Source organism: Priestia sp. YIM B13490 (assembly GCF_042787735.1).
Lineage (GTDB): Bacteria > Bacillota > Bacilli > Bacillales > Bacillaceae_H > Priestia > Priestia megaterium.
The window spans coordinates 817,746-841,928 of the sequence record NZ_JBHZOT010000002.1; the positions used below are offsets into that span (position 1 = coordinate 817,746).

A 24,183-nucleotide genomic window follows, 5' to 3' on the forward strand; every position below is an offset into this window, starting at 1 on the left:
CTTTCCCGTGTAGGAACCAGCCGCCTGCTTTTTCCACCTAAATTGTTCGATATGAGCGGAGGGCATTTCCAAAAAAGAGGGCAAAACAAAGACCGATTTCATATACATGAAATCGGCTGCTATTATCGTAAAGGAAAATACTGCTTTACTTGTTCAAGTGCATTTTCACTGATTAATTCTTTTCCATATTCCATTAAACGATGAACTGTTACATTTGATTCATTTGCATATTCTAAAATGATACTTAAAATGTTATCAATTTCAGCTACAAAGTCTTCATCATCTGTAAACTCAACGTATAAATAATATTTTCCTTCAAACACGTACATGCTGTTGATGATATCATCTAACTCTAAATGGTGACTTAAGGAAATTAAATGTTCTAAGTCTTGAAAGCGTGCGACGAACTGTAGCCCTTCGTCTTCTATAATTTCTTCTTCAAAATCAGCTTTTTTATTTTGATTCGCTTGATGATCAAGCAACGCTTCAATTTTTCCATCTACAGGGATATCGATTTTATCATTTTCACCAACAGGTACTTCGAACTTTTGACCGTCTTTTGAAACTTGTGCTCTTGTTACAATAACCTCTAGCCCCTTCTCAAGCGCATGTACTTGAATCCAAAGAGGACCTTCTGCTACAAACTCTTCTTCTTGATGAATTTCGTCCATCATCTCCCAGAATAGCTCTTCACTGCGCTCACGGCTAAACCAAATTTCATTGCGATCAAATCCACGTTCTTCAATATCTACGTAAGTGACAAAGAATTTTACTGTGTTTTCATTAATGCGTTCGATTTCCATTATCATCTCTCCCTTCGGAAAAATCAGTGAAGGTAATCCGGCCATTTCGAACATTACCCCTAAACGATGAAGGGACTATTTTACCCCCGTGTTAAAGCAATATTACATGTACTTTCTCACTTTGTAAAGCATTCTAACTTGGGATATACAAGCATACACTATTTGAGTGAACCTTGTATATCTATTTTATGACAAAATGCGAAAGAAAGGAAATAAAAAATACTCTGACAACTCATAGCCACCTTACACCTTACTTTGTTATATACATAATCTCTTTACCCTATGAACGCTTTTTGTTAAAAATGAACACAGATAAAGCAATATGAGCTACTTATCCTTACATATTGGGAGGGAAGACTATTGGATTTAGAATTAATAACCTCCATTCTTCTTATTATCGGTATCGATATTGTATTAGGTGGAGACAACGCTATTGTTATTGCCTTAGCAAGCCGCAACTTACCTGAATATCAGCGAAATAAAGCTATTTTTTTAGGGACTGGCTTAGCTGTGATCGTTCGGATTGTACTTACTATTTTAGCTGTTTATTTACTAACTATTCCTTACTTGCAGCTCATCGGCGGTTTTTTATTAGTGATCATTGCCTTTAAGCTTCTTGTATCAGAAGGTGATGATGCATCTTCAATCCGTGCAGGCGTGACATTAGGCGCCGCTGTAAGAACGATCGTATTTGCTGATATTGTAATGGGACTAGATAATGTAATAGCTGTAGCAGGCGCAGCTCATGGAAATATTATCTTGGTCGTTACCGGATTACTCGTATCCGTCCCCATTATTGTTTGGGGAAGCAAGCTTATTTTATATTTGATGGAACGATTTCCCCTGCTCGTTTATGGGGGAGCAGCTATTTTAGCTTATACTGCTGGAAATATGATTGGACATGAAAAGAACTTACATTCATTCTTTGCAGCCCATACATCTCTAGGAACATTTATTCCGTTTATAACAATTGCTGTTGTGCTGATAAGCGGCATGGTTGTTAATAGCTTTCGTTCAACTAAATGATAAAGAAAAGGCCATACTAAACATTTTTATTTAGTATGGCCTTTTCTTTAGTTTAATGAGCACAGCAGTCTTTTATTCATAAAACACTTTGTACACTTAAAAAATAATCTCTGTGAGTAAAAAAAGAATAGATGGTACGAGTAAGCAACCAAGACCTGTATAAAATGTAGCTGTCATGGCTCCGTAAGGTACAAGTTTTACATCTGTCGCGGCTAAACCAGCTGCTACACCGCTCGTCGTCCCCATAACCCCTCCATAGATCATTGCTGTACGAGGGTTGTTTAATTTGATTTTCTTAGCAAATATCGGTGTCAAAATCATAACTGAAATGGATTTAATTAATCCTACAGCTATACTTAACGCGATAATATCAGAAGAGGCTCCAATCGCAGTTCCAGAGACCGGCCCCACAATATAGGTTACGGCTCCTCCTCCGATTGTGGTCAAAGCAACGGGATCTCTATATCCAAAACAAAGAGCAATAATTACACCTATTACAAAAGAATAGAAAACCCCAAAAAACAAGGCCGTAATTCCGCTGATTCCCGTTTTTTTCATTTCACTAAAATTGGCGCCGAACGCAGTAGCAATAATGGCAAAATCTCGCAGCATCCCTCCGCCCATTAAACCAATTCCTGAAAATAACTGTATATCAGAAATTCCTTTCTCTCCTCCTGTGTTCACTCCACCGATATAAGCAAGGATTAACCCAAACATAATAGCAATAGCAGATCCGTGAACTCTTCCTTTTGTTAATTTATCTGATAAAAAATAAGCAATATACATGACAATCCCAATAATAGCAAATGCCGTAATCAGCCCGTTATTTTCTAATCCTTCTTTGATCATATTCATCATTTGATCTGCTCCTTAGGTAAAATAGAAAGCTCTATTTCTTGTTCTTTCACCTTCGCTTTCTCTCCTATTCTGCTGATAAATGGTATGGATAAAAAGCCTCCTACGACTACTACCACCCCTGCAAGAAGCGCCATGCCTCCTCCATCAAGAGCAGCTACAACATTTTGCTGTGCAGACATTGCTACCACGATAGGAATATAAATACCTCCCCAAAAAGCAATGCCTTCTTCGGATTTTACTTGGAGCTTATTTTTCTTCTTTAAATAATCCACCGCTAGTACAAGAAGAAGCATGGATACCCCTACTCCTCCAACGTTGGCTTCTACTCCCATCAGCCCTCCTAATGCGTCCCCTACAATTACCCCTATCAACATGCAAATAGATAGCAGCGCTACACCGAAGATTATCATATTACTTCCTCCCCAACCTATTTTCGAAAGCGTTTACTTTATGGTTTAAAAATAGTGTAAAGGAAAAAAGTTGAATAACCTATGCATTTTTAGTTATATACTTATATCAAAAGTGATATAATACAGTTTTTCTCTACTGTTAACTTTAGATTTATTCGAAAAAGAAATAAAAATCATGACATTTAGTCATGATTCTTATACGTATTCATGAGGCATACCGGAGCGTAAATGTTTAAAATAATCAATCACAAACTGCCTGAAGATTTGTTGTAAATCCGTCACATAGCCTCCATTGTTCCAAGCTAAAAAGATAGTACGTTCAAATGTTTCCTCTTCAATTTTCAGCAGTTTTACATCTTTTCCTGTAGAACCTCCCCAAGTTACTTCAGGAATAAAACCTATTCCTTGCTTCGCTCTAATCAAACCTCTTACTGTTGCTGGATCATCGCTTTCAAACGTAATTTGAGGTACAAAATTCTGTTCCTTACAAATTACATCCGTTATTTTCCTTAGCTCTTTCCCTTTCTTCAGCACAATGAATTTCTCATTTTTAAGTTCATTTAACTTTACACGTGATTGCTTGGCTAAAGGATGATCAAGAGGCACTGCAAGCAAAATCGATTCACGAAGCAAAGGAGTATGTTCGATCTGACGGGTTGTTAATGGAAAAGCTGAAATGCATAAATCGAAATCAGGCTGTGAATTGCTATTAGTCAAATGCTGCATCAGTCGAAAACGCACCTGAGGATATTGTTCACGAAACCTGCTTAATAGCTCTGGAAGCAAATGTGAACTAGCTAATACAACAAGGCGAATTTCTTCACATGGGTCGTTCGACATATCCTTTAGCTCGTGCTTTGCGTTTTCCAATGTTTTTAAAGCAAGTTCTACTTTGGCACAGAATGCTTTGCCATATCGATTTAATTTAATGTATTTACCGTTTCGATCAAACAAACGAATGCCTAGCTCTTTTTCTAACTGTGAAATCGTTTTGCTGAGCGCAGGCTGAGATACGTATAGCTCTTCGGCCGCTTTACTTATATGTTCTAGTCTAGCAACTACTTGGAAATATTTTAGCTGTAAAAGCTCCAATCCGTTCACCACCACTTTTATATGTTTAAATACTCTCTTTCTTTACTAATTACATATATACTTCATTTTCCCTGCTATTTCGACAAAAAATAAGCAGCAGAGGCCCTTTGGCTCCCTGCTGCTTATTTTTTATATACCAACTTCAAGCAAACGTTACTTGGTTGGTTTCTTATTTAAATCTTAAACAGACAAATATAAAAATTAACCATTCACAAGTCTTTGAGCTTCGCGAAGTTGGAAAGTACGCACTTTACGTGGTAAGAAACGACGGATCTCGTCTTCATTGTAACCAACTTGTAGACGTTTTTCATCAATGATAATCGGACGGCGCAATAAGCCAGGATTTTGCTGAATTAATTCATACAAATCTTGCAGAGGCATAGCGTCTACCTGAACGTCTAGTTTTTGGAAAGTTTTCGAACGTGTTGAAATGATTTCATCTGTTCCATCTTCTGTCATACGTAAAATTTCTTTAATCTCGTCGATTGATAACGGCTCTGAAAAGATATTACGCTCTGTATATCCAATATCATTTTCCTCTAACCAAGCTTTCGCTTTACGACAAGATGTACAACTTGGTGATGTATATAATGTAACCATTTACTCCTTCACTCCTTCTATCATAATCGGTCATAACATTTAAAACATGAACTGTAAATCATGTTGTTTTATACAAACTTCAACGAGTGTAAATATTTAATGACTGATAATGAAAATCGATACTACTTTATAATTACTTTTAAAAAATAATATCTATTTGCATTATACTATAAACTTCATCGGAATGATATACTTTTTGAAGTGAACTAGTACATTAGTTCGTTCCTTCACTGTCATTATTTTCATTGCCGATTTTCTTCATTATTTATTTACCACACTACTATTACGAATAAACCTGTAGATTAGTTTCATTTTTTTTATTATTTTTTTCTTTTACAAATTCCTCAAATTTTTCAGTCACTAAAAAAGCCTTGCAGAAGAACTGACATTCTGCAAAGCTTTTGAAATAACCTTTTATTTATTTAATAGCTGATGTGCTTTTTCCTCGTCTCATTAAGATAGGATACAGTAACAGCCCGATTACAAATAAGCCAATACCTAAGAAAAATGTTTTTAAATCAGCTGTCCCTGTCTTAATCACCCAAAGTGAATAAATAAGTGCTAACGAGGCAATGATTCCGTCTTTTACTCGCGACCCTTTAATCGTGTCGTACGTCTCACCCGTCACAATAAGCTTTAATTGATAAACTGTCGTCACGAAATAAGGAACTAAATAAGCGAGAGTAGCTACAACAATAGCGAAATTATAGGCTTGCGAAACTGTACCTGAAATAGTCGCAAACAAAAACAACTGTGTTAAGCCATTTGTTAATGTTAGTGAGCGGGCTGGACTATTGTTCTGATTTGTTTTAGCAAACCACTGTGGAAACAACCCTGATTTCGCTGCTTGATAAGGAACTTCTGCACTAACAACAATCCATCCAACAGTAGAGCCTAATAAAGAAATAAGTGCTAAAATGGCCATTACGTAAGCACCTTTATGTCCAATCACCATTTCTAACGTATCTACCAAAGGTTTTTGAGACTGCTGAAGCTGAGCTGTTGAAAGAATCCCCATAGCTAGAAGCGTAATCCCCACATAGATAACCATTGAGATCAATAATCCAAGCAGCGTTGCTTTCTTCACTACTTTTTGTGATTTTGCACGGTTAGATAACAGTACAGCCGATTCAATTCCGATAAACGCCCACAGTGTAGCAATAGCTGCCCCATTGACCTGACTTCCCAATCCTACATTTATACCCTTTGAATTAACAAATTCTGTACTAACGAGGTTGGATGCGCTAAATAGCGACAGCGCCACAACAATAAATAAACCGAATCCAATAATTTTAGCTGCTGTTGTGATGAAGTTAATATTACCGGCGCTGTTAATATCTCGCTGTAAAATAGCTTGAATTCCCCAAAGTACAATAGAACATACTAAAAACGTAATAAATTTTCCAGCTTCTAATTGAAAATCTCCGACTGAAAATAAAATATCCTTGCTCTCCATTACTGGAAAGAACGTTGTTAAATATCCAGCAAACGATATGATGACAGATGCTGTTGCAGCCCAGTTAGCTGCCCAATAGCCCCAAGCCATGCTATACCCTGCTACTTTACCTGCTTTAGGCGATGAAAAAAGATTCGCCGCATAACTTTGAGGCCCTCCTTTTAATTCGGGCTTTCGCATGACTAAGTTTCCAAATACAAGAGCAATCATGAACACGCCCAGACCTGTTGCAATCCAAGCAAGTGTTGAACCGACTGGACTTGATACGTTTGCTAAATTAGAAGGAAGCATAAATACTCCGCCGCCTACCATATTACCAACTACAAAGGCTGTTAAAAACCAAAGTCCCCATTTTTTATCTTTCATTTGCTGTGTCTCCTTTTGCTTTCTAAAAGCTTAAACTTTTGAGATAGAAAGCTCGATGCTAATCTATTAACACGTAAAAATTATTTGTTTCTTCATTCATCTCTTCATTTGTTTAACAATATAATATATTAGCACACTAAAGCGAAAAGTGAAATAATAAATCCTTCATTTTCTTTTGGAAAAAAATGCGGGTGGGACACAACTACATCAATCTAAAGATGAACAAATGGGATATATGAGTTCGTATGGATCCCGCTTGTTACATCGCTGTTGAGAGTCTCCCCCTTGCCCTCCAATTCAATAGCTAGAAGCCCTACATACAGTAAACCTATGTTCACCATAAAAAAATCCGAACGAGTTGAATTCTTAATCAAGAATTTAACTCGTTCGGATCTTCCTTCAATGAAACTACTTTTGTCCGAGCCTTATTTTTTATCTTTTATGAAAACCTTTTGAATAGTAGACAACAACCAATAAAACAAACCATACCGGACCTACAATAAGGGCTATTCTTGTATCAGAGGAAAAACCCATCACCACTACTACTCCCGCTAAGAAAGCAAGAGAGAGATATGACGTATACGGGAAAAACGGAAGCTTATATTTTAAATCACTTACTTGCTGATCGTTTAATCCCTTGCGGAAGCGAATTTGAGAAAGTAAAATAATTCCCCATGTCCAAATTGCTCCAATAGTGGCAATACTCGTCACCCATGTGAACACCTTATCAGGAACAACATAGTTTAAGCCAACTCCGATTAGCAGTACAACAGCTGAAGCAATAACTGCTGCACCAGGCACGCCGCCTTTTGTTAAGTTAGCATAGCGTTTTGGAGCTTCCCCGTGCTGAGCTAAATTAAATAACATACGGCCTGTACTAAAAATTCCACTGTTACAAGAAGATAAAGCCGCTGTTAACACTACAAAGTTTATAATCCCTGCTGCAGCGGGAATTCCAGCTTTATCAAATGTTAAAACAAATGGACTTCCTTGTGTTCCAATCTCTGGCCAAGGATAAATAGACATAATAACAAACAAAGCTCCGATGTAAAAAATCAAAATTCTCCACAGTACATTATCAATTGCTTTTGTTAGTGTTTTTTCCGGATTTTTCACCTCTCCTGCTGTTACCCCAATCATTTCAATACCAAGGTAAGCAAACATAACCATTTGAAGTGATAAAAGAACACCTTTCATGCCATTCGGGAAAAAGCCCCCGTGACTCCATAAATTACTGATTCCTGTTGCAATACCGCCATTTCCAATTCCAAAGATAATCATGCCTAGGCCCAGCACAATCATAAGGATAATCGTTACTACTTTAATAAGAGAAAACCAAAACTCTAGTTCGCCATATGCTTTTACAGCTAAAAAGTTAACCCCTGTCATGATAACGAGTGCTGCAAGTGCCCATATCCACTGAGGTACACCTGGGAACCAAAACTCCATATATACTCCCACAGCTGTAATTTCAGCCATACATGTAATAATCCACATAAACCAGTAGTTCCAGCCTGTTAAATAACCAGCAAGTGGTCCTAAATAATCGTTAGCATACTTACTAAAAGAACCGGCTACTGGATTTTGTACTGCCATTTCACCTAGCGCTCTCATAATAAAAAACATAATAAGACCACTGATTCCATACATGATAAGAATACCAGGACCCGCTAACCGAATAGCGGATGCAGAACCTAAAAACAGTCCAACTCCGATAGCTGCACCTAAAGACATTAAGCTAATATGTCTTTCCTCAAGTCCACGGCTTAATTCTTTTTCTTGCGTGTTCCCTTGCATAATTCTCTCTCCTAACATATCCATTTCATTTAATAGCGATAGCGGCTACGTGTATAGTATTAACTTATTTTTCAGCTAAATAATTCTAAACAGTGTATGTACTAAAAATCTGATATTGCAAGTTTCACACCTACACTTTTACCGTTCTCACATCTATAAAATACAATATTAAAAAAACTTCACTTTGTTCATTTTATCAAAAATCACAAAAAATGCGATAGTTTTTTGTGATTTTCACAAATAAACTTACGATCTAAATATAATAAAAACCATTTTTTACATTATATGTTCTTATTTCACTATAGTTATCTAACTATTAAGAATAATCAATCTATTATTCTTCTATATTTTCAATTATAGATGCTTACTTTTCCCTAAAAAGGGTAAAGATAAGATAACTGTTTAAACACTATTATGAACATCATCATGAAAAGATCAGTAGGAGGGTGCTATGAATTGGTATGAAAAACTAAGTCAATATTTTCCCATTGAAGAAATGAAATCAAAGAAGCATATCGAAACGCTTTTACAAGAACGCAGCGATATTTATCATAAAAACGAAGGACCTCATCACGTATTAATGTACGTGGAAACAGACCAATTTATCTTTATTGATTACCTCTTTGTTTCAAAAGACGCTCGAGGTCAAGGGCTTGGCGGTAAATTAATTGATGAGTTAAAACAGCATAACAAACCAATTATCTTAGAAGTAGAGCCTGTAGACTATAAAGATTCAGACTCGGCAAAACGACTGCATTTTTATAAACGTGCAGACTTTAAGCATGCTCAAACAATTGGCTATAACCGCCGGTCATTAGCCACAAATGAAATTAACCAGATGGAAATTCTATATTGGTCTCCTACTTCTGAAACAGAGGAAAGCATTTTAAATAAAATGAAAAAAACGTACGAGTTAATTCATACGTACAAAGACAAAGAAATATATGGTGCGTCTTATCAGCCGGCAGATCAAGTATTAAAAATTGACAAAAATCGTAAAGACGGCGATATCTTAGCAGATTTATAAAAAGAAGGTAGACGCATGTCTACCTTCTTTTTATAAATCTTGAATTATTATTCAATAAAAAACATTATTAATCACTTATATTCCTTTAGTTATAAGGTTTAAGCATAGATATTTTGTCTTAAATATAAAATTCTGAAAATTTTCAATAGTATTTTTCAATCCTTTACTGTATAATACCTGTAAAGCGCTAATGTTACTTGTTCTTACATGTTTTTTGCAACTTGAAGCTTAGTGTTCTTTGATAACTAAATAAAAAACGACCTCGTTGTGAGATCGTTTTTGTTATGTTGTATATGTGGCAAATTCTGCTTGAGAACAAGACACGTAGTGACCGGGAGATACTTCTCTAAGCTCCGGTTCTTCACCGTTATAGTCATGGATACTTGGATCATAAATTTTGCGCTGACGCGTTTTTTCACTGTCAGGATCGGGAAGCGGAATAGCTGAAAGTAACGCTTTTGTATATGGATGCACAGGGTTTCGATAAAGTTCATCACTTGGTGCAAGCTCTACAATCTTACCTCTGTACATAACGCCGATACGGTCACTGATGTATTTTACCATTGACAAATCATGGGCGATAAATAAATATGTGAGTCCACGTTCACGCTGTAACTTCTTCATTAAGTTAACAACTTGAGCTTGTATAGACACGTCCAACGCTGAGATTGGTTCATCTGCGATGATAAAATCAGGTTCTACTGCCAGTGCTCTTGCGATACCGATACGCTGACGCTGGCCGCCACTAAACTCATGTGGATAGCGATTTGCATGTTCTTTGTTAAGCCCCACTGTTTCAAGAAGCTCGTGAACTTTTGCCATACGCTCCTTTCTCGTCTTAGCTAAACCGTGAATATCAATGCCTTCTGCTATGATATCTGCTACGGTCATACGAGGGTTAAGCGACGCATATGGATCCTGGAAAATCATTTGCATTTTACGATTAAATTTTTTAAGCTCTGAGCGAGATTTGCGACCATGTACATTTTCGCCATTAAATAGTACCTCACCGCTAGTAGCGTCATATAAACGAATAATCGTTCTCCCTGTCGTTGACTTTCCGCAACCGGATTCACCTACAAGCCCTAATGTTTCTCCGCGGAAGATGTCAAACGTCAGACCATCAACTGCTTTAATTGTTCCTTTACTTGTGAAAAAATGTTGTTTTAAGTCTTTAATCTCTAATAATTTATCTGTCATGTTATTCACCATCCTTCGCTACGAGTACAGGTGTACTGTATACATTGTCAACTTTACGCATGCGGCGCTGAACTGAAGCAGGCGGCTCTACTTTTGGTGCATCGGGATGTAACAGCCATGTTTTCGCATAGTGCGTATCAGATATTTTGAACATTGGAGGTTCTTGCTCAAAATCAATTTTCATTGCGTATGGATTTCGCGCTGCAAATGCATCTCCTTTTGGAGGATTCGTTAAATCTGGCGGCGTTCCAGGAATAGCAGCCAGCTCTTCTTCTGCCTCGTTATCTAAGCTTGGCATAGAAGCTAGCAGTCCCCACGTATACGGATGTTTTGGATCGTAAAACACTTCATCCACTGTGCCCATTTCAACAATTTGACCAGCGTACATAACGGCTACTCGATCTGCTACATTTGCTACTACACCAAGATCATGGGTAATAAAGATAATAGAGGTATCCGTTTTTTTCTGAATGTCTTTCATCAGCTCTAAAATTTGGGCTTGAATTGTTACATCAAGCGCCGTTGTTGGTTCATCAGCGATCAATAGCTTCGGATTAGAAGCAAGAGCCATCGCAATGACAACACGCTGTCTCATCCCGCCGCTGAATTCATGCGGATATTGATTCACACGCTGTTCTGGAAAAGGAATTCCTACAAGCGTTAATAACTCGACTGCCCGTTTTTTCGCTTCTGCTTTAGACACTTTGGAATGCTTAATTACGACTTCGCCAATTTGAGCCCCAACTTTCATCGTTGGATTCAAGGAAGTCATCGGATCTTGGAAGATCATACCGATATCTTTACCGCGAATAGCTTCCATTTCTTTATCCGTTTTCTTAGCTAAATCAATGCCGTCAAACAGCATTTCACCGCTTTTGATTCGGCCAGGAGGCATCGGAATAAGGCGCATGATCGTTTGTGAAGTTACACTTTTACCAGATCCTGACTCACCAACAATTGCTAAAGTTTCACCTTTATTTAAGTGGAAGTTAACGCCGCGAACAGCTTGAACTTCTCCGCCATATGTTTTAAATGATACAGCTAAATTTTTTACTTCTAATAAACGTGACATATGAGTCCACTTCCTTACTTACGTAGTTTTGGATCTAACGCATCTCGTAATCCATCACCAATTACGTTGAACGCTAAGATTGTTAAACAGATAAACAAACCTGGGAAAAATAAGCGCCAAGGATAGTATTCCAAAGCAGGTAAGCCTTCTGAAGCCATTGTTCCCCAACTTGCAAGCGGTGCCGGAACGCCTAGTCCCAAGTAGCTTAAAAATGCTTCTGTAAAGATTGCTGAAGGAATCGTTAGTGTCATTGTTACTAAAATTGGACCTGTTGCATTAGGAATAAGATGTTTAAATAAAATACGTTTTGTTGTTGCTCCTAATGTTTGTGAAGCCATTACGTACTCTTGGTTTTTTAACTGCAATACTTGTCCACGTACAATACGGGCCATGTTAATCCAGCCGGTAATAGTCATCGCCAAAATCATCGTGCCTAACCCTTGGCCAAGCATAACCATTAAAATAATAACGAGTAAAAGGTAAGGAACACCATATAAGATATCCGCAACACGCATCATTGTTTCATCCGTACGGCCACCGCGGTATCCAGAGATGCTTCCCCAAACTACGCCGATGAATAAATCAATTAAAGCTGCTGCTAACCCGATAAATAATGAAATACGAGCGCCTTCCCACGTACGAGCAAAAACATCACGCCCTAATTCATCTGTACCGAACCAGTGCTCAGAAGATGGAGCCTGATTAGCATTCAATAAATCATTGGTTGCATAATCATATTTCACCATCAATGGACCAAATATAGCCATAAAAACAAGGAGAACCATTAGTACTACCCCAAACATAGCAAGCTTGTTTTTGCGAAAACGAATAAAAACATCTTGCCAGAATGAAAGACTCGGTTTTTCAATCTTTTCTGCCTGAGCGCGGTCAATCCCTGCTGTTTCAAACATTTCTTTAGGAATTTTTGGAAGTTGCTGCATAGTTACTCTCCTTTCTTAGCACCTGTAAGTTTAATTCGAGGGTCAATGAATCCGTATGCAATATCTACAAGCAAGATACAAAAAAGTAGTAAAATACTGTAGAACACCGTTACGCCCATAATCGTTGTATAATCTCGGTTTGAGATACTGAGTACAAAGTGTGAACCTAATCCCGGGATACCAAATATTTTTTCAATAACAAAGCTACCTGTTAAAATCCCTGCTACTAAAGGTCCCATATAGGATACGACTGGAAGCATCGCATTTCGCATGGCGTGCTTAACTGTAATCACGCCTCTGCTTAAACCTTTTGCTTTCGCTGTACGAATATAATCATTGCTTAATACTTCAAGCATACTCGAACGAGTTAATCGTGCGATAAACGCCATAGGGGTTGAAGCAAGCGCGAGAGCTGGTAACACCGTGTGTGCCCAAGATTCCCAGCGTGCAACCGGAAAAATTTGTAGTTTCATAGCCAGAACGTATTGTAATACCGCTGCCATGATAAAACTCGGAACTGAGATTCCTAGAACTGCAATAACCATCGCCGTATAATCTTGCCACTTATTATGTTTTAAAGCAGCAATAACACCAAGTACTACACCAATAGCAATTGCTATTAAAATAGCTTCCATCCCTAGCATGAATGAAACAGGGAATCCGCCGTTAATCAAATCATTTACCGTTTGGCCTTTATATTTGAAAGATGGACCAAAATCCCACTTTAAAATTGATGTTAAATAATCAAAGTACTGATGGTACCAAGGCTGGTCTAAACCGTAATACTGATTTAGATTTTTTTGAATTTCAGGGGGAAGCTGCTTTTCTGATGTGAATGGACCTCCTGGAACAGCACGCATTAAGAAAAAGGTCGCTGTTACGATCAGCCATAATGATAGAAACATATAAATAAGTCGTTTTCCTATATATTTGAACACCCTGACACACCTCCATATTTTTACAAAATTCGCGCACAAGAAAGAAAAGTATATGGAGCACCAGGCCCCATATACCCTTTGTCACAATTGATGTTACTTACTCAAAATGAGCCCACTTAATCTGAATGTCTCCAAGTCCAGACATCACAACATCTTTCAGCTGCTTGTCTTGTACCCAAGCGTTTGTGTAGAAGTAGATTGGTGCCACTGGCATTTCATCCATAAAGATACCTTCTGCTTTTTTCAACATTTCCAGACGTTTTTTAGGGTCTGTTTCTTTTTGAGAGTCAATTAATAACTTTTTATATTCTGGGTTTTCCCAGTTTGTATCATTATTTCCGCCTTTTTTATCACGGAACAATTCTAAGAAGTTGATTGGGTCGTTAAAATCTCCTAACCAGCCCATACGTCCAACTTGATAATCTCCTTGGTGTAACTTTTCAATGTAAACAGCCCACTCAGAGTTGTCTAACTGTACTTTAATGCCAAGGTTTTTCTTCCACATATCTTGAACAGCTTGTGCAATTTTTGCATGTTTTTCATCCGTGTTGTATGAAACCTTAATTGCTGGTAGTTCTGAAGCATCTTTAAGGCCCATTTCTTTCAAGCCTTTTTCTAAATATTCTTTTGCTTTTTTCACATCATTGTCTTTGAAGTAACCTTTTTTGTTATCTTCAAACATTGTTGGTGGTACAGCCGCCATCGCTGGAACTGAACCGTCTTTTGTAATTTGTTCTGTAATACCTTTACGATCAATTGCATAAGCTAATGCTTTACGAATGTTCACGTTGTCTAAAGGTTTTTGTTCTGTATTAAACTTGTACCAGTAAGTACCTGCAATCTCTTGAATGTTTAATGAACCGTCTTTCTTTAATTCAGGAAGTGCATCAGCTGGTAATTGACCAGTAGGCATACCCGCCCAGTCTAATTCACCGTTTTTGAACATTGAAAGTTCAGTGTTGTTATCATTGATCATGTACATTTCAACTTTTTTAAGTTTTACAGCATCTTTATCCCAATAGTTTTCATTAGGAACTAACTCGATTTTGTCATTATGTTTCCAAGCTTTAAGCTTGAAAGGACCGTTTGACGTATAGTTTTCGCCTGCATTTGTGTACCATTTTTCATTTGATTCAGCAATTTTCGTATTCACTGGGAAGTACGTATAGAAAGCTGTTAATTCTAAGAAATATGGCGTTGGGTTTTCTAATGTTACTTCAAGCGTTTTATCATCTGTTGCTTTAACCGCAACATCATCTAATGAACCTTTTCCTTCATTAGCAGCTTGTGCATTTTTAACATAGTATAATTGATATGCATATTGAGATTCGTTTTTAGGATCTAACGCCCATTTCCATGCATATTCGAAATCTTTTGCTGTTACAGGGTCACCATTTGACCATTTTGCATCGTCGCGAATTGTAAACGTATATTTAGTTTGATCATCGCTGACCTTCACATCTTTCGCCATTGCATTTTCAGGTTTTCCATCTTTACCGATACGAGTTAAACCCTCAAATGTTTGTAATAATACGTTTGATGACGTTGAATCATTAGCTAAGCCTGGGTTTAATGAAAAAGGCTCAGTTTTAATGTTTACGCGAAGCTCTTGCTCTTTTTTCTTTTCGCCGCCATCACTGCTAGCATTTTCACTGCCACCAGATTCTTTGTTAAATCCACATGCAGCTAAAAACAAGCTCATTACAAGCAGCAAACTGAAAAGAATCGACAACCTTTTCTTCATTGCGTGTTACCCCCTATTAAATTTTGTTTGTGTGGCAACCATATTTTTTTGATATGTACTAATTTCTTAATCCTCTTTCAATACAAAATAATCAGTTATTTTTTCACGTAGTAGAGCATTAAAGACCTCACTGCAAAATTATTCTTCTACTCTATGAAACTGTCATCAATTGTTTACATGCTGTAAATCCAATGTATGCGCTTAATATGTAGAAGACTCATTCATTACAAAATTCGCTAATTGAAACAAAACATTGTCTATTTTGTGTTTTCTGAAAAATTAAGAAATTGTAATACCTTTGTAAAAAATATGTTTGTTACGCCTATTATAAATATTTTAAAAATTTATTGCAATACTATTATTTAATGGTATTTTTTTGTCATGAGGGAAAAAACCTTATCTTATAAGGATTGTGCCTACTTGTCAGACTTCTAAAATCTTTTTTGTAGTATAGGTATTACGATAGTATTACAAAGCCATTAGAAATATTAAATAAAAGATTTTTACCAAATCCTCCACCAAATTTTCATTAAGAAATGCTTTAATTAAAAGGTTCTTGTCTTTTTTTGCCGCTGAAAAATTCCAGTAAATTGTCTTATAAAACTTTTTAGCGATAAGATGTTTAAATTCCTGCTTTTTCGCGTTATAATAACGAATAACTATATAATTAAAGCTGTGAAAAAGAGTAGTATGCAGAATTTTCATTTTTAGAGAGTTTGTGGCTGGTGAGAACAAACATTGAAACCTGCAGAATGGACTTTGGAGCTTTCAAGTGCAAAGCTTGAACGTTGACCTCAACGTTACATGAATAAAGATAGTTCACAATTATGTGTGCTAATTAGGGTGGCAACGCGGTCCATTCGCCCCTAGCTTATGCTAGGAGCGGATGGGCCTTTTTATGTTGTATCCGTAAATTAGCATCATATATGTGCAGATGAAAGGAAGATTTGATGAAAACAATTTTTTCAGGTATTCAACCAAGCGGTACAATCACTTTAGGTAACTACATTGGAGCGATGAAGCAATTTGTTGAACTTCAACATGACTATAACTGTCATTTTTGTATTGTAGATCAGCATGCAATTACAACGCCTCAAGATCGTTTAGCACTTCGTAAAAACATTCGAGGCCTTGCTGCTCTGTATGTAGCGGTAGGAATTGATCCAGCAAAATCGACTTTATTTATTCAATCGGAAGTGCCTGCCCACACAGAAGCGGGATGGATGTTACAGTGCGTAGCGTATATCGGTGAACTTGAACGTATGACTCAGTTTAAAGATAAGTCCGCTGGAAAAGAAGCAGTATCAGCAGGATTACTAACTTATCCTCCATTAATGGCAGCGGATATTCTTTTATACAACACCGATTTGGTTCCAGTTGGTGAAGATCAAAAGCAGCATTTAGAATTAACGCGTGACTTAGCTGAGCGCTTTAACAAAAAATACAATGATATCTTCACTATCCCTGAAGTACGTATTCCAAAAGTGGGCGCACGCGTCATGTCTCTTCAAGATCCTACGAAAAAAATGAGCAAGTCCGATCCAAACCAAAAAGCTTTCATTACGCTTTTGGATGACGCTAAAACAATTGAAAAGAAAATCAAAAGTGCCGTAACGGATTCAGAAGGTATTGTTCGCTACGATAAAGAAAATAAGCCAGGTATTTCAAACTTATTAAGTATTTATTCAATCCTAGCCAATAAATCGATCGAAGACATTGAAGCGATGTACGAAGGCAAAGGTTATGGTGACTTTAAAGCTGACACAGCCAAAGTGGTAGCTGAAGCACTTGCTCCAATTCAAAAAAGATATTATGAATTAGTTGATTCTAGCGAGCTAGATGATATTTTAGATCAAGGTGCCGATAAAGCAAATGCAACGGCTAATAAAATGCTTCGCAAAATGCGAAACGCAATGGGAATTGGCCGTAAACGTTAAAAAAAACGACTGCTATGCAGTCGTTTTTTTTAATTAACTTTTGGCTCTTGTTCAATTTCCCAAAGTTTTTCAAAGAAAGGTTGTCCTTTTACTAAGCGCTCGCATAATAATTTATGCTTCGGTGACCACCCTGACTTCGTTTCATCGTATAGCTGACTCCACACGTCTTGAAACGGCATCTCTTGAATGTCTTCGTACTTCGTTGGATTCCACTCCGTGTACCAGTAGCGGATTTGAGCTGTATTTTTTGTTGTATGTAGCTGATCAAGTGCCATAAATAACAGCTGTTTTAGCTGACGTTCTTTACGTGTTAGTCCTCTCATCGTTTCAGGAGACGGTGAAAGAATATGATGCTCTTTTTTATTCAGCTCGTCTTCACTGAACTTATATTCTAGCTCTTCTTGATCCGCAATCATCTCATAGACTAACTGTTCCTGTCTTGGAATTAAGCGGCTTTTTCGAATTGGAATATGATATCCCATCGTATCAATTGCTAAAATATTCGTTCCATCTGTAACAATAAAACAATATTCAACCTGCGTGCGTTCATGATTTTTCCGAATGTATGCTTTCTGATAGACATCTTGTAGTAGTTGTTGAGGTAGCTCGGAAAGATCATTTTCAATGTAATGAAATAAAAGCGGATTTACTTTTAATAACGGTGCTTGATCGAGCAGTTCTACACAATCGTCTTTTCTCCACTCATGGAAATGACACACATTATAACCGTTTTCTTCGCCTTCAAACCAATTAACCCATACATCATGAAGATATAGCATAATTTACCCCTCACTTACTATCTGTTTGTTATCCATCAGTATAGGCAGAGAAAGGAATTTTTATTCCAAATGATGTTATTTTTCTAAAAATTAATTGTAAAATGCCTTCGTTTTTGGCTATTATTCAAATGCACTTGTTTCGAAGCTCAGATATAACGCCAGTGCTAATGATTGCTAAAGGCTTCATGAGCTATATCCACACCTATAAGCAAAAAAAATCCGAGTTTCTTCTATAGTAATAGGTTTGTCAGGAGGTCTGACAAACCTAAAAAAATCTATCACACTTTTGTGATAGATTTTTAACGAAGAGATTTGGGATTCAAAGCATCTTTTAATCCTTCACCAATGAAGTTGATAGCTAGGATCGTAAATGTAATAGCTAAACCTGGCGGAACCCACATCCAAGGCTTATTCTGCAGCACATCTGATTCCCTTGCTTCTGTCAGCATATTCCCCCAGCTTGGCGTATCAGCCGGCACGCCAAAACCGATAAAGCTAATCGCTGACTCAAACACAATAAGGATCGCCATCTGCAAACTGGCTTGAACCACAATTGTTGAAAACACATTTGGCAGCAAATGTTTAAAGATGATTTTAAACGGGCTGCACCCAATGGAAACGGCTGAAAGCACATATTCATTTTCTTTTTCAGCCAAGATTTTGCTTCGAACCAGCCGGGCCGTACTTCCCCAGCTTAAGAAACTAACAACTAGGATGAGCGTCCAAACGCCTGAGATCTTTCCAATTAGGATTGTATTTAACACTACAACGAAAACAATTAACGGAAAGTTTAATACAAAGTCTGTAAAACGCATTAAGAATTGATCCACTTTGCCTCCGTAATAACCCGCAATCGAACCAATAAAAGTTCCGATTAAAATAACGAGTGTTGTACAAGCAACTCCAATCAGTAACGAAGTTCTTCCTCCATACAATGTACGTGCAAATACGTCTCGTCCATTTGTATCCGTTCCAAACCAATGCTCACTAGAAGGCGCTGCATTCATCGCCATATAGTCGATACGTGTAATATCTGCTTTTGTAAGCAGCGGTGCAAAAATGGCAAGAAGCGTAATCACAATCATGAAAGCTAAACTTATCATGGCTAGTTTATTTTTAACAAACTTCTTTCGCGCAATCGCCCATGGAGAAAGGTTTTTAGGAGCTTTCATATTCACTTCTGGCTGTACATCTTTTTTCGTTACAATTTCCATACTTTCTCCTCCTAATCCAAACGAATACGCGGATCTGCTACGCCGTATAACAAATCAGCAACCAGATTCCCAACCAGTGTTAATATTGAAAACAACATTGTAAGCGACATCATAACTGAGTAGTCACGAGTTGCTACAGAGTCAACAAACAATTTTCCAATTCCTGGATACGTAAAGATCGTCTCTGTAATGATAGAACCGCTAATGATTGTTACAAGATCAAATCCTAAAAACGTAATAAGCGGAATCATTGAGTTGCGTAAGATATGAACATTATAAATTTTAGATTCTTTTGTCCCTTTTGCTCTAGCAGTGCGCACAAAATCTTTGCGACTGTTTTCAATAATATCATTGCGCAAAAACTGGGTATACTGCGCGGTCGACATCAAGCCAAGAATCAGCGCGGGTAATATAACGTGATGAATTCTACTTTGAATAAATTCCCATGATCCCTCTTTCAATCCTACTTCAACAGAACCGCTAAACGGAAACCAACCTAACTGAAAGGAAAATAAATAAATGCCTACGATCCCTGCGATAAACGATGGAACCGCTAATGCAAAGTAATTATATCCTGCAATAAAGTTATCTGCTAAGGTATACGGTTTTCTTCCTGCATACATACCTAAAATAAATGCAAACACATACGTAATCAAAAGCGAAGTCAAAGCTAAAAAGATAGTATTAGGCATACGCTCTAAAATAATATCTAATGTCGGTAACTTATGAGTTGTTGACTTTCCTAAATCTCCTTGTGCCACTCCCTTTACCCAGTTCCAATATTGAACGTAGATAGGATCGTTATATCCTAGCTTATCACGCATTTCCTCAATGTATTTTGGATCTGTATTACTAGGGTTGATTTCTCCCCCAAAAGGGTCCCCTGGCATCATTTTTGCCAGGGAAAACACAACAAAGGAGATCAGAATCAACATTGGAATCATCCCTAAAATACGTCTTAGTGAGTATTGCAGCATCGTTGACTCTCCTTTACATGTAAAATACTTATTCCGTTACAGACCATTTCTCCGGATCTACAACTACCGTTGATGGATCTAGAGTTACGTTTTTCACACGCTTATTCACAGCATAAATATTGATATTTTCCCATAAAGGAAGTGCTGGCAGCTGCTCATTAAAGAATTTTTGCCATTTTACATATACATCTTTACGGTATTTATCATCAAATGATTTTTCACTCAAACCGTCTTTAAGCATTTCATCAGATTCCTTATTTACCCAACGGCCATAGTTCCATTCAGCATCAGAGCTCCATAATCCTGTAGGATCTGGATCGGAACCAGTGTCCCAAGAACCAAAGAATGCTTCTAACGCCTTATCATCGTTATCTTTCATTTCATTGTACAAGTTAAATTCAACAAGTGAACCCGTTGCTAATTTTGTTTTAATACCAATATCATTCCATGCTTGCATAATAGCCTTCGCACGACCCTCGAAGTTGGCTGGACCAGCATAGTGACCGAATGAAATCGTAAATGGTTTTCCGTTTGGATCTTCTACAAAACCGTCATTATTCTTGTCTTTATAACCAGCTTCAGCTAATAATTTTTTAGCTTTTTCAGGACTATACTTGTACTTTGTTAAATCTTTTTGGTCAGCAGCAATCCAGAATACAGACGGAATAACTGTGTTAGAAACAACCGCTTTGTCGTTCATAAATGCTTTTACCATTGCTTTTCTATCTATTGCATAAAGCAATGCTTGACGAAGTTTTAGATCTTTGAACTTTTCGTAATCATCTACGTTTTTACCAGCTTTTTGATCACGATGTCCAAATCGTAGACCAATATACGAATAACTAGTTGATTTCCCTTCCAAAAAGTCTAAGTTTTCTGCTTTTTCAACTTGCCCTAGATCAGCTGGGCGAACATCCATAATGTCGACATCGCCTTTTTTCAATGCTCCGGCGGAAACAGATGGATCCAGTACTTTTACAACAACACCATCAAGGTGAGGTTTACCTTTCCAATAATCATCATTACGTTCCATTTGGACATATTCACTTGCTACTACTTTTTTCACTTTAAACGGTCCAACACCAATAGGCTCTTTACGAACTTGTTTGGACTCTGCAAGATCTTTTACAGCAATTCCTTCGTAATACTTTTTCGGCATTGGATACGGCCATAGATTGTCTAAGTTATTTACACGAACTTCTTTAAACGTTACTTTAAATGTTTGTGGATCTACTACTTCAACTCCGGAAATAGAATCCGCTTTGCCGTCGTGATATTCTTGAGCGCCTTTAATGTGCTCAACGTTTACATAGCGTGGACCTGTATAGTCTTTATCGGCAATCGTTTCATACGTATATTTAAAATCATCTGCAGTTAATGGATCTCCGTTATGCCACTTAATCCCCTTTTTTAATTTAAACGTGTAAGTTAGTTTATCACCACTCACGTCCCAAGTAGCTAAGTCAGATTTAATTTTTAATTTCTTATCATAAGTAAAGAGACCTCCATTGATAAATTCCAATATTTGGCTATCATATGCACTACCATACAATGCGTACTCAAAAAGCCCTTCCGGCGCTCCGTCAATCCCATACGTAATCGTTCCGCCATCTTTTGGCTTGTCTGTTTTTGCACCTTCAGTTTTTGTTTCTCCGCCTTCTTTATTACTAGAAGATGAAGAACTGCTTCCACCGCTGCATGCCGCTAGAAAAAGCGATAGCACAAGCAAAATGGAAACAAGTGATAAAAACGATTTCTTTTTCATCATGACGTTCCCCCTATTTAACTAATAATCTGTTCGTATGTAGCTTTTACGAGTTATATAAATGGCAAGCTACTTGATGGCCAGGTCTCACCTCCTTTAAGGCAGGTTTCGTTTGGCTGCACTCCGCCATTGCATGTATACAGCGAGGATGAAACGCACAGCCTTTTGGCGGATCAATTGGACTTGGTACATCTCCCTGTAAAATAATACGCTGTTTTTTCTTTCGCGGATCTGGTTCAGGTATAGCCGATACAAGCGCTTGCGTATAAGGGTGCAATGGCTCTGCGTACAGACTTTTCTTATCAGCAATTTCCACTAAACCGCCTAGGTACATAACACCGATACGGTCACTCATATGTTTAACAACACTCAAATCATGGGCAATAAATAAAAAGGTTAGGTCGAATTCTTGTTGAAGTTCTTTTAGAAGGTTTAAAACTTGTGATTGGACAGAAACGTCGAGTGCCGATACCGGTTCATCAGCAATAATAAGTTTTGGACGAAGTGCAAGTGCACGTGCAATTCCAATCCGCTGACGCTGTCCACCGGAAAATTCGTGAGGATATTTATAGTATGCATCTTCCGGTAACCCTACTTTTGTAAGTAGATTCATAACTTCTGATTTTAATTGATTGGTTGATTTTCCTGTAAAATTCCGAATTGGTTCAGAAATAACATCTCCAACCATTTGCATTGGATTGAGGGAAGCATAAGGATCTTGAAAAACCATTTGAAAATCTTGTCTAATTTTACGGAGAGAAGTTCCTTTTGCTTCTGTGATATCTTTACCATCGAAAATAATTTTTCCGCTAGTTGGTTCCAACAGTCTTAGAATTGTTCTTCCTGCCGTGGATTTTCCACAGCCAGATTCTCCTACTAGACCGAGCGTTTCTCCTTTTCGAATAGCAAAAGAAATACCGTCAACTGCTTTTACATCACCAATTTTCTTTCGGAAAAATCCGCCGTGAATAGGATAGTAGGTTTTTAAATGCTGAACTTCTAGCAATACATCTTTCACTGCTTTAGTCATTAGCTTGTCTTCACTCCTTTTGACGGATAGCTATTTTTATACAGCAGACATGCGACATCATGCCCCTGTGAATCCTGGCGAAGAACAGGCGTAACGGAACTGCAGTCTTCCATTGCATGAGGACATCGGTTAACGAAACGACAGCCTGTCCGCGGCATGTTTACAAGAGAAGGCACAATTCCTTTGATCGTATTTAATACTTCTACATCATCTTCCATGCGTGGAATTGAGTGAAGAAGCGCTTTCGTGTACGGATGTTTTGGCGCATAAAATAACGTATCAACATCTGTATGCTCCACAATTTTCCCGCCATACATGACAATCACTTCATCACACATCTCAGCAACTACTCCTAAATCATGTGTAATCATAATAATAGACATATCATTGCTTTCTTGAATTTCTTTTAGCAATTCTAAAATTTGAGCTTGAACCGTAACATCTAGGGCCGTTGTCGGCTCATCAGCAATTAAAAGTTTAGGCTGACAAGCTACCGCCATGGCAATCATGACACGCTGCCTCATTCCTCCTGACAGCTGATGCGGATATTCATCGATGAGCTTTTCGGATCTCGAAATACCAACGCTTTTTAAAAGCGCAATGCTTTTTTCACGCGCTTCCGCTTTCGATATATTCATATGGTTAAACAATACTTCCTGCAGCTGATACCCAATGGTTAACACAGGATTAAGGGATGTCATCGGTTCTTGGAAAATCATTGAGATGTCTTTCCCCCGAACGTCATTCATCTCATCTTCTGATAAGTGCGTAAGATTCTTTCCGTTAAATAAAACGCTTCCGCTTCTAATTTGACTATTTACTTTAGGTAATAGCCCAATGACGGATAAAGACAATACGCTTTTTCCACAGCCAGATTCTCCTACAACCCCTATAATTCGCTTTCGTCCGACTTGAAACGACACGTCGTCCACAGCATTATGCCAGGAATCATTAATGGAAAAAGCAGTTTGTAAATTTTTCACTTCTAGTAAAGGTGTTGATTCGACGGGCTTTTTATCCATTTATAATGCACACCTCATTTTTCTAAAAATTGTTATATTTGAATAAGATATTATTACAATTTCATTACAAAATCAATATATTTTGAAAATTAATTATATTTTTTATTTTTAAAATAATGATTTCTGAAT

The 24,183-nt window shown here is 37.5% G+C and carries 21 protein-coding genes and 1 other annotated feature; of the genes, 3 read left to right on the forward strand and 18 right to left on the reverse strand.

The features are described from left to right. Positions 1–122: 122 nt before the first annotated feature. A complete protein-coding gene (gene mecA / locus ACFX4R_RS09475) occupies positions 123–803 on the reverse strand; it encodes an adaptor protein MecA (RefSeq protein WP_013055427.1) in 681 nt (226 codons plus the stop codon). Positions 804–1,163: 360 nt separating this feature from the next. On the opposite strand from mecA, the gene ACFX4R_RS09480 reads away from it, so the two are divergent. After that, positions 1,164–1,829, forward strand: a complete 666-nt coding sequence (locus ACFX4R_RS09480; RefSeq protein ID WP_043980471.1) for a TerC family protein — start codon at positions 1,164–1,166, stop codon at positions 1,827–1,829. A 96-nt stretch (positions 1,830–1,925) separates the two neighbouring features. Here ACFX4R_RS09480 and madM read toward each other — a convergent pair whose 3' ends face one another. The 6 genes from madM to ACFX4R_RS09510 all read right to left on the reverse strand — a co-directional run bounded on the left by madM (position 1,926) and on the right by ACFX4R_RS09510 (position 8,408). Next, on the reverse strand, positions 1,926–2,687 hold the full coding sequence (madM, locus tag ACFX4R_RS09485; RefSeq protein ID WP_043980472.1) for a malonate transporter subunit MadM: 762 nt from the start codon (positions 2,685–2,687) through the stop codon (positions 1,926–1,928). Continuing rightward, a complete protein-coding gene (gene madL, locus ACFX4R_RS09490) occupies positions 2,684–3,097 on the reverse strand; it encodes a malonate transporter subunit MadL (protein ID WP_043980473.1) in 414 nt (137 codons plus the stop codon). The genes madM and madL overlap by 4 nt, the downstream gene beginning before the upstream one ends. A 195-nt stretch (positions 3,098–3,292) precedes the next feature. Further along, positions 3,293–4,189, reverse strand: coding sequence for a LysR substrate-binding domain-containing protein (locus ACFX4R_RS09495; RefSeq protein ID WP_162213625.1), 897 nt, complete (start codon positions 4,187–4,189; stop codon positions 3,293–3,295). 201 nt (positions 4,190–4,390) lie between these two features. Continuing rightward, positions 4,391–4,789: a transcriptional regulator SpxA gene (gene spxA, locus ACFX4R_RS09500; protein WP_013055422.1), complete on the reverse strand. Its 399-nt coding sequence runs from the start codon at positions 4,787–4,789 to the stop codon at positions 4,391–4,393. Between the two features lie 418 nt (positions 4,790–5,207). Next, a complete protein-coding gene (locus ACFX4R_RS09505) occupies positions 5,208–6,611 on the reverse strand; it encodes an amino acid permease (RefSeq protein ID WP_043980475.1) in 1,404 nt (467 codons plus the stop codon). A 432-nt stretch (positions 6,612–7,043) separates the two neighbouring features. Then, complete coding sequence (locus ACFX4R_RS09510) at positions 7,044–8,408, reverse strand: amino acid permease (RefSeq protein WP_043980476.1); 1,365 nt, start codon at positions 8,406–8,408, stop codon at positions 7,044–7,046. Between the two features lie 451 nt (positions 8,409–8,859). On the opposite strand from ACFX4R_RS09510, the gene ACFX4R_RS09515 reads away from it, so the two are divergent. Next, positions 8,860–9,435: a GNAT family N-acetyltransferase gene (locus tag ACFX4R_RS09515; RefSeq protein ID WP_013055419.1), complete on the forward strand. Its 576-nt coding sequence runs from the start codon at positions 8,860–8,862 to the stop codon at positions 9,433–9,435. A 282-nt stretch (positions 9,436–9,717) separates the two neighbouring features. On the opposite strand, the gene ACFX4R_RS09520 is transcribed toward ACFX4R_RS09515, so the two are convergent. The 5 genes from ACFX4R_RS09520 to ACFX4R_RS09540 form a co-directional block, all read right to left on the reverse strand. Then, complete coding sequence (locus ACFX4R_RS09520) at positions 9,718–10,635, reverse strand: ABC transporter ATP-binding protein (protein ID WP_020465427.1); 918 nt, start codon at positions 10,633–10,635, stop codon at positions 9,718–9,720. A gap of 1 nt (position 10,636) precedes the next feature. Further along, a complete protein-coding gene (locus ACFX4R_RS09525) occupies positions 10,637–11,707 on the reverse strand; it encodes an ABC transporter ATP-binding protein (protein ID WP_016763049.1) in 1,071 nt (356 codons plus the stop codon). A gap of 14 nt (positions 11,708–11,721) precedes the next feature. Continuing rightward, positions 11,722–12,648, reverse strand: a complete 927-nt coding sequence (locus tag ACFX4R_RS09530; protein ID WP_013055416.1) for an ABC transporter permease — start codon at positions 12,646–12,648, stop codon at positions 11,722–11,724. A 2-nt stretch (positions 12,649–12,650) separates the two neighbouring features. Then, the gene (locus ACFX4R_RS09535) at positions 12,651–13,586 is read right to left on the reverse strand and encodes an ABC transporter permease (RefSeq protein ID WP_013055415.1); all 936 of its coding nucleotides are present in this window, start codon (positions 13,584–13,586) and stop codon (positions 12,651–12,653) included. 97 nt (positions 13,587–13,683) lie between these two features. Beyond that, positions 13,684–15,330, reverse strand: a complete 1,647-nt coding sequence (locus ACFX4R_RS09540) for a peptide ABC transporter substrate-binding protein (RefSeq protein WP_043980478.1) — start codon at positions 15,328–15,330, stop codon at positions 13,684–13,686. A gap of 666 nt (positions 15,331–15,996) precedes the next feature. Beyond that, positions 15,997–16,201 (forward strand) — a binding site (T-box leader). Between the two features lie 76 nt (positions 16,202–16,277). On the opposite strand from ACFX4R_RS09540, the gene trpS reads away from it, so the two are divergent. Continuing rightward, positions 16,278–17,267, forward strand: a complete 990-nt coding sequence (gene trpS / locus ACFX4R_RS09545; RefSeq protein WP_116733220.1) for a tryptophan--tRNA ligase — start codon at positions 16,278–16,280, stop codon at positions 17,265–17,267. Positions 17,268–17,296: 29 nt separating this feature from the next. Here trpS and ACFX4R_RS09550 read toward each other — a convergent pair whose 3' ends face one another. The 6 genes from ACFX4R_RS09550 to ACFX4R_RS09575 form a co-directional block, all read right to left on the reverse strand. Continuing rightward, the gene (locus ACFX4R_RS09550) at positions 17,297–18,046 is read right to left on the reverse strand and encodes a YjbA family protein (protein WP_016763046.1); all 750 of its coding nucleotides are present in this window, start codon (positions 18,044–18,046) and stop codon (positions 17,297–17,299) included. A gap of 299 nt (positions 18,047–18,345) precedes the next feature. After that, positions 18,346–19,260, reverse strand: coding sequence for an oligopeptide ABC transporter permease (gene opp4C / locus ACFX4R_RS09555; protein ID WP_043980484.1), 915 nt, complete (start codon positions 19,258–19,260; stop codon positions 18,346–18,348). 11 nt (positions 19,261–19,271) lie between these two features. After that, on the reverse strand, positions 19,272–20,237 hold the full coding sequence (opp4B, locus tag ACFX4R_RS09560; RefSeq protein ID WP_013055410.1) for an oligopeptide ABC transporter permease: 966 nt from the start codon (positions 20,235–20,237) through the stop codon (positions 19,272–19,274). A gap of 28 nt (positions 20,238–20,265) precedes the next feature. After that, the gene (gene opp4A, locus ACFX4R_RS09565) at positions 20,266–22,005 is read right to left on the reverse strand and encodes an oligopeptide ABC transporter substrate-binding protein (protein ID WP_377569426.1); all 1,740 of its coding nucleotides are present in this window, start codon (positions 22,003–22,005) and stop codon (positions 20,266–20,268) included. 43 nt (positions 22,006–22,048) lie between these two features. Next, the gene (locus ACFX4R_RS09570; RefSeq protein WP_016763042.1) at positions 22,049–23,032 is read right to left on the reverse strand and encodes an ABC transporter ATP-binding protein; all 984 of its coding nucleotides are present in this window, start codon (positions 23,030–23,032) and stop codon (positions 22,049–22,051) included. Next, complete coding sequence (locus ACFX4R_RS09575) at positions 23,032–24,054, reverse strand: ABC transporter ATP-binding protein (protein WP_028407466.1); 1,023 nt, start codon at positions 24,052–24,054, stop codon at positions 23,032–23,034. Before ACFX4R_RS09575 ends, ACFX4R_RS09570 begins: the two co-directional genes overlap by 1 nt. Positions 24,055–24,183: the final 129 nt, after the last annotated feature.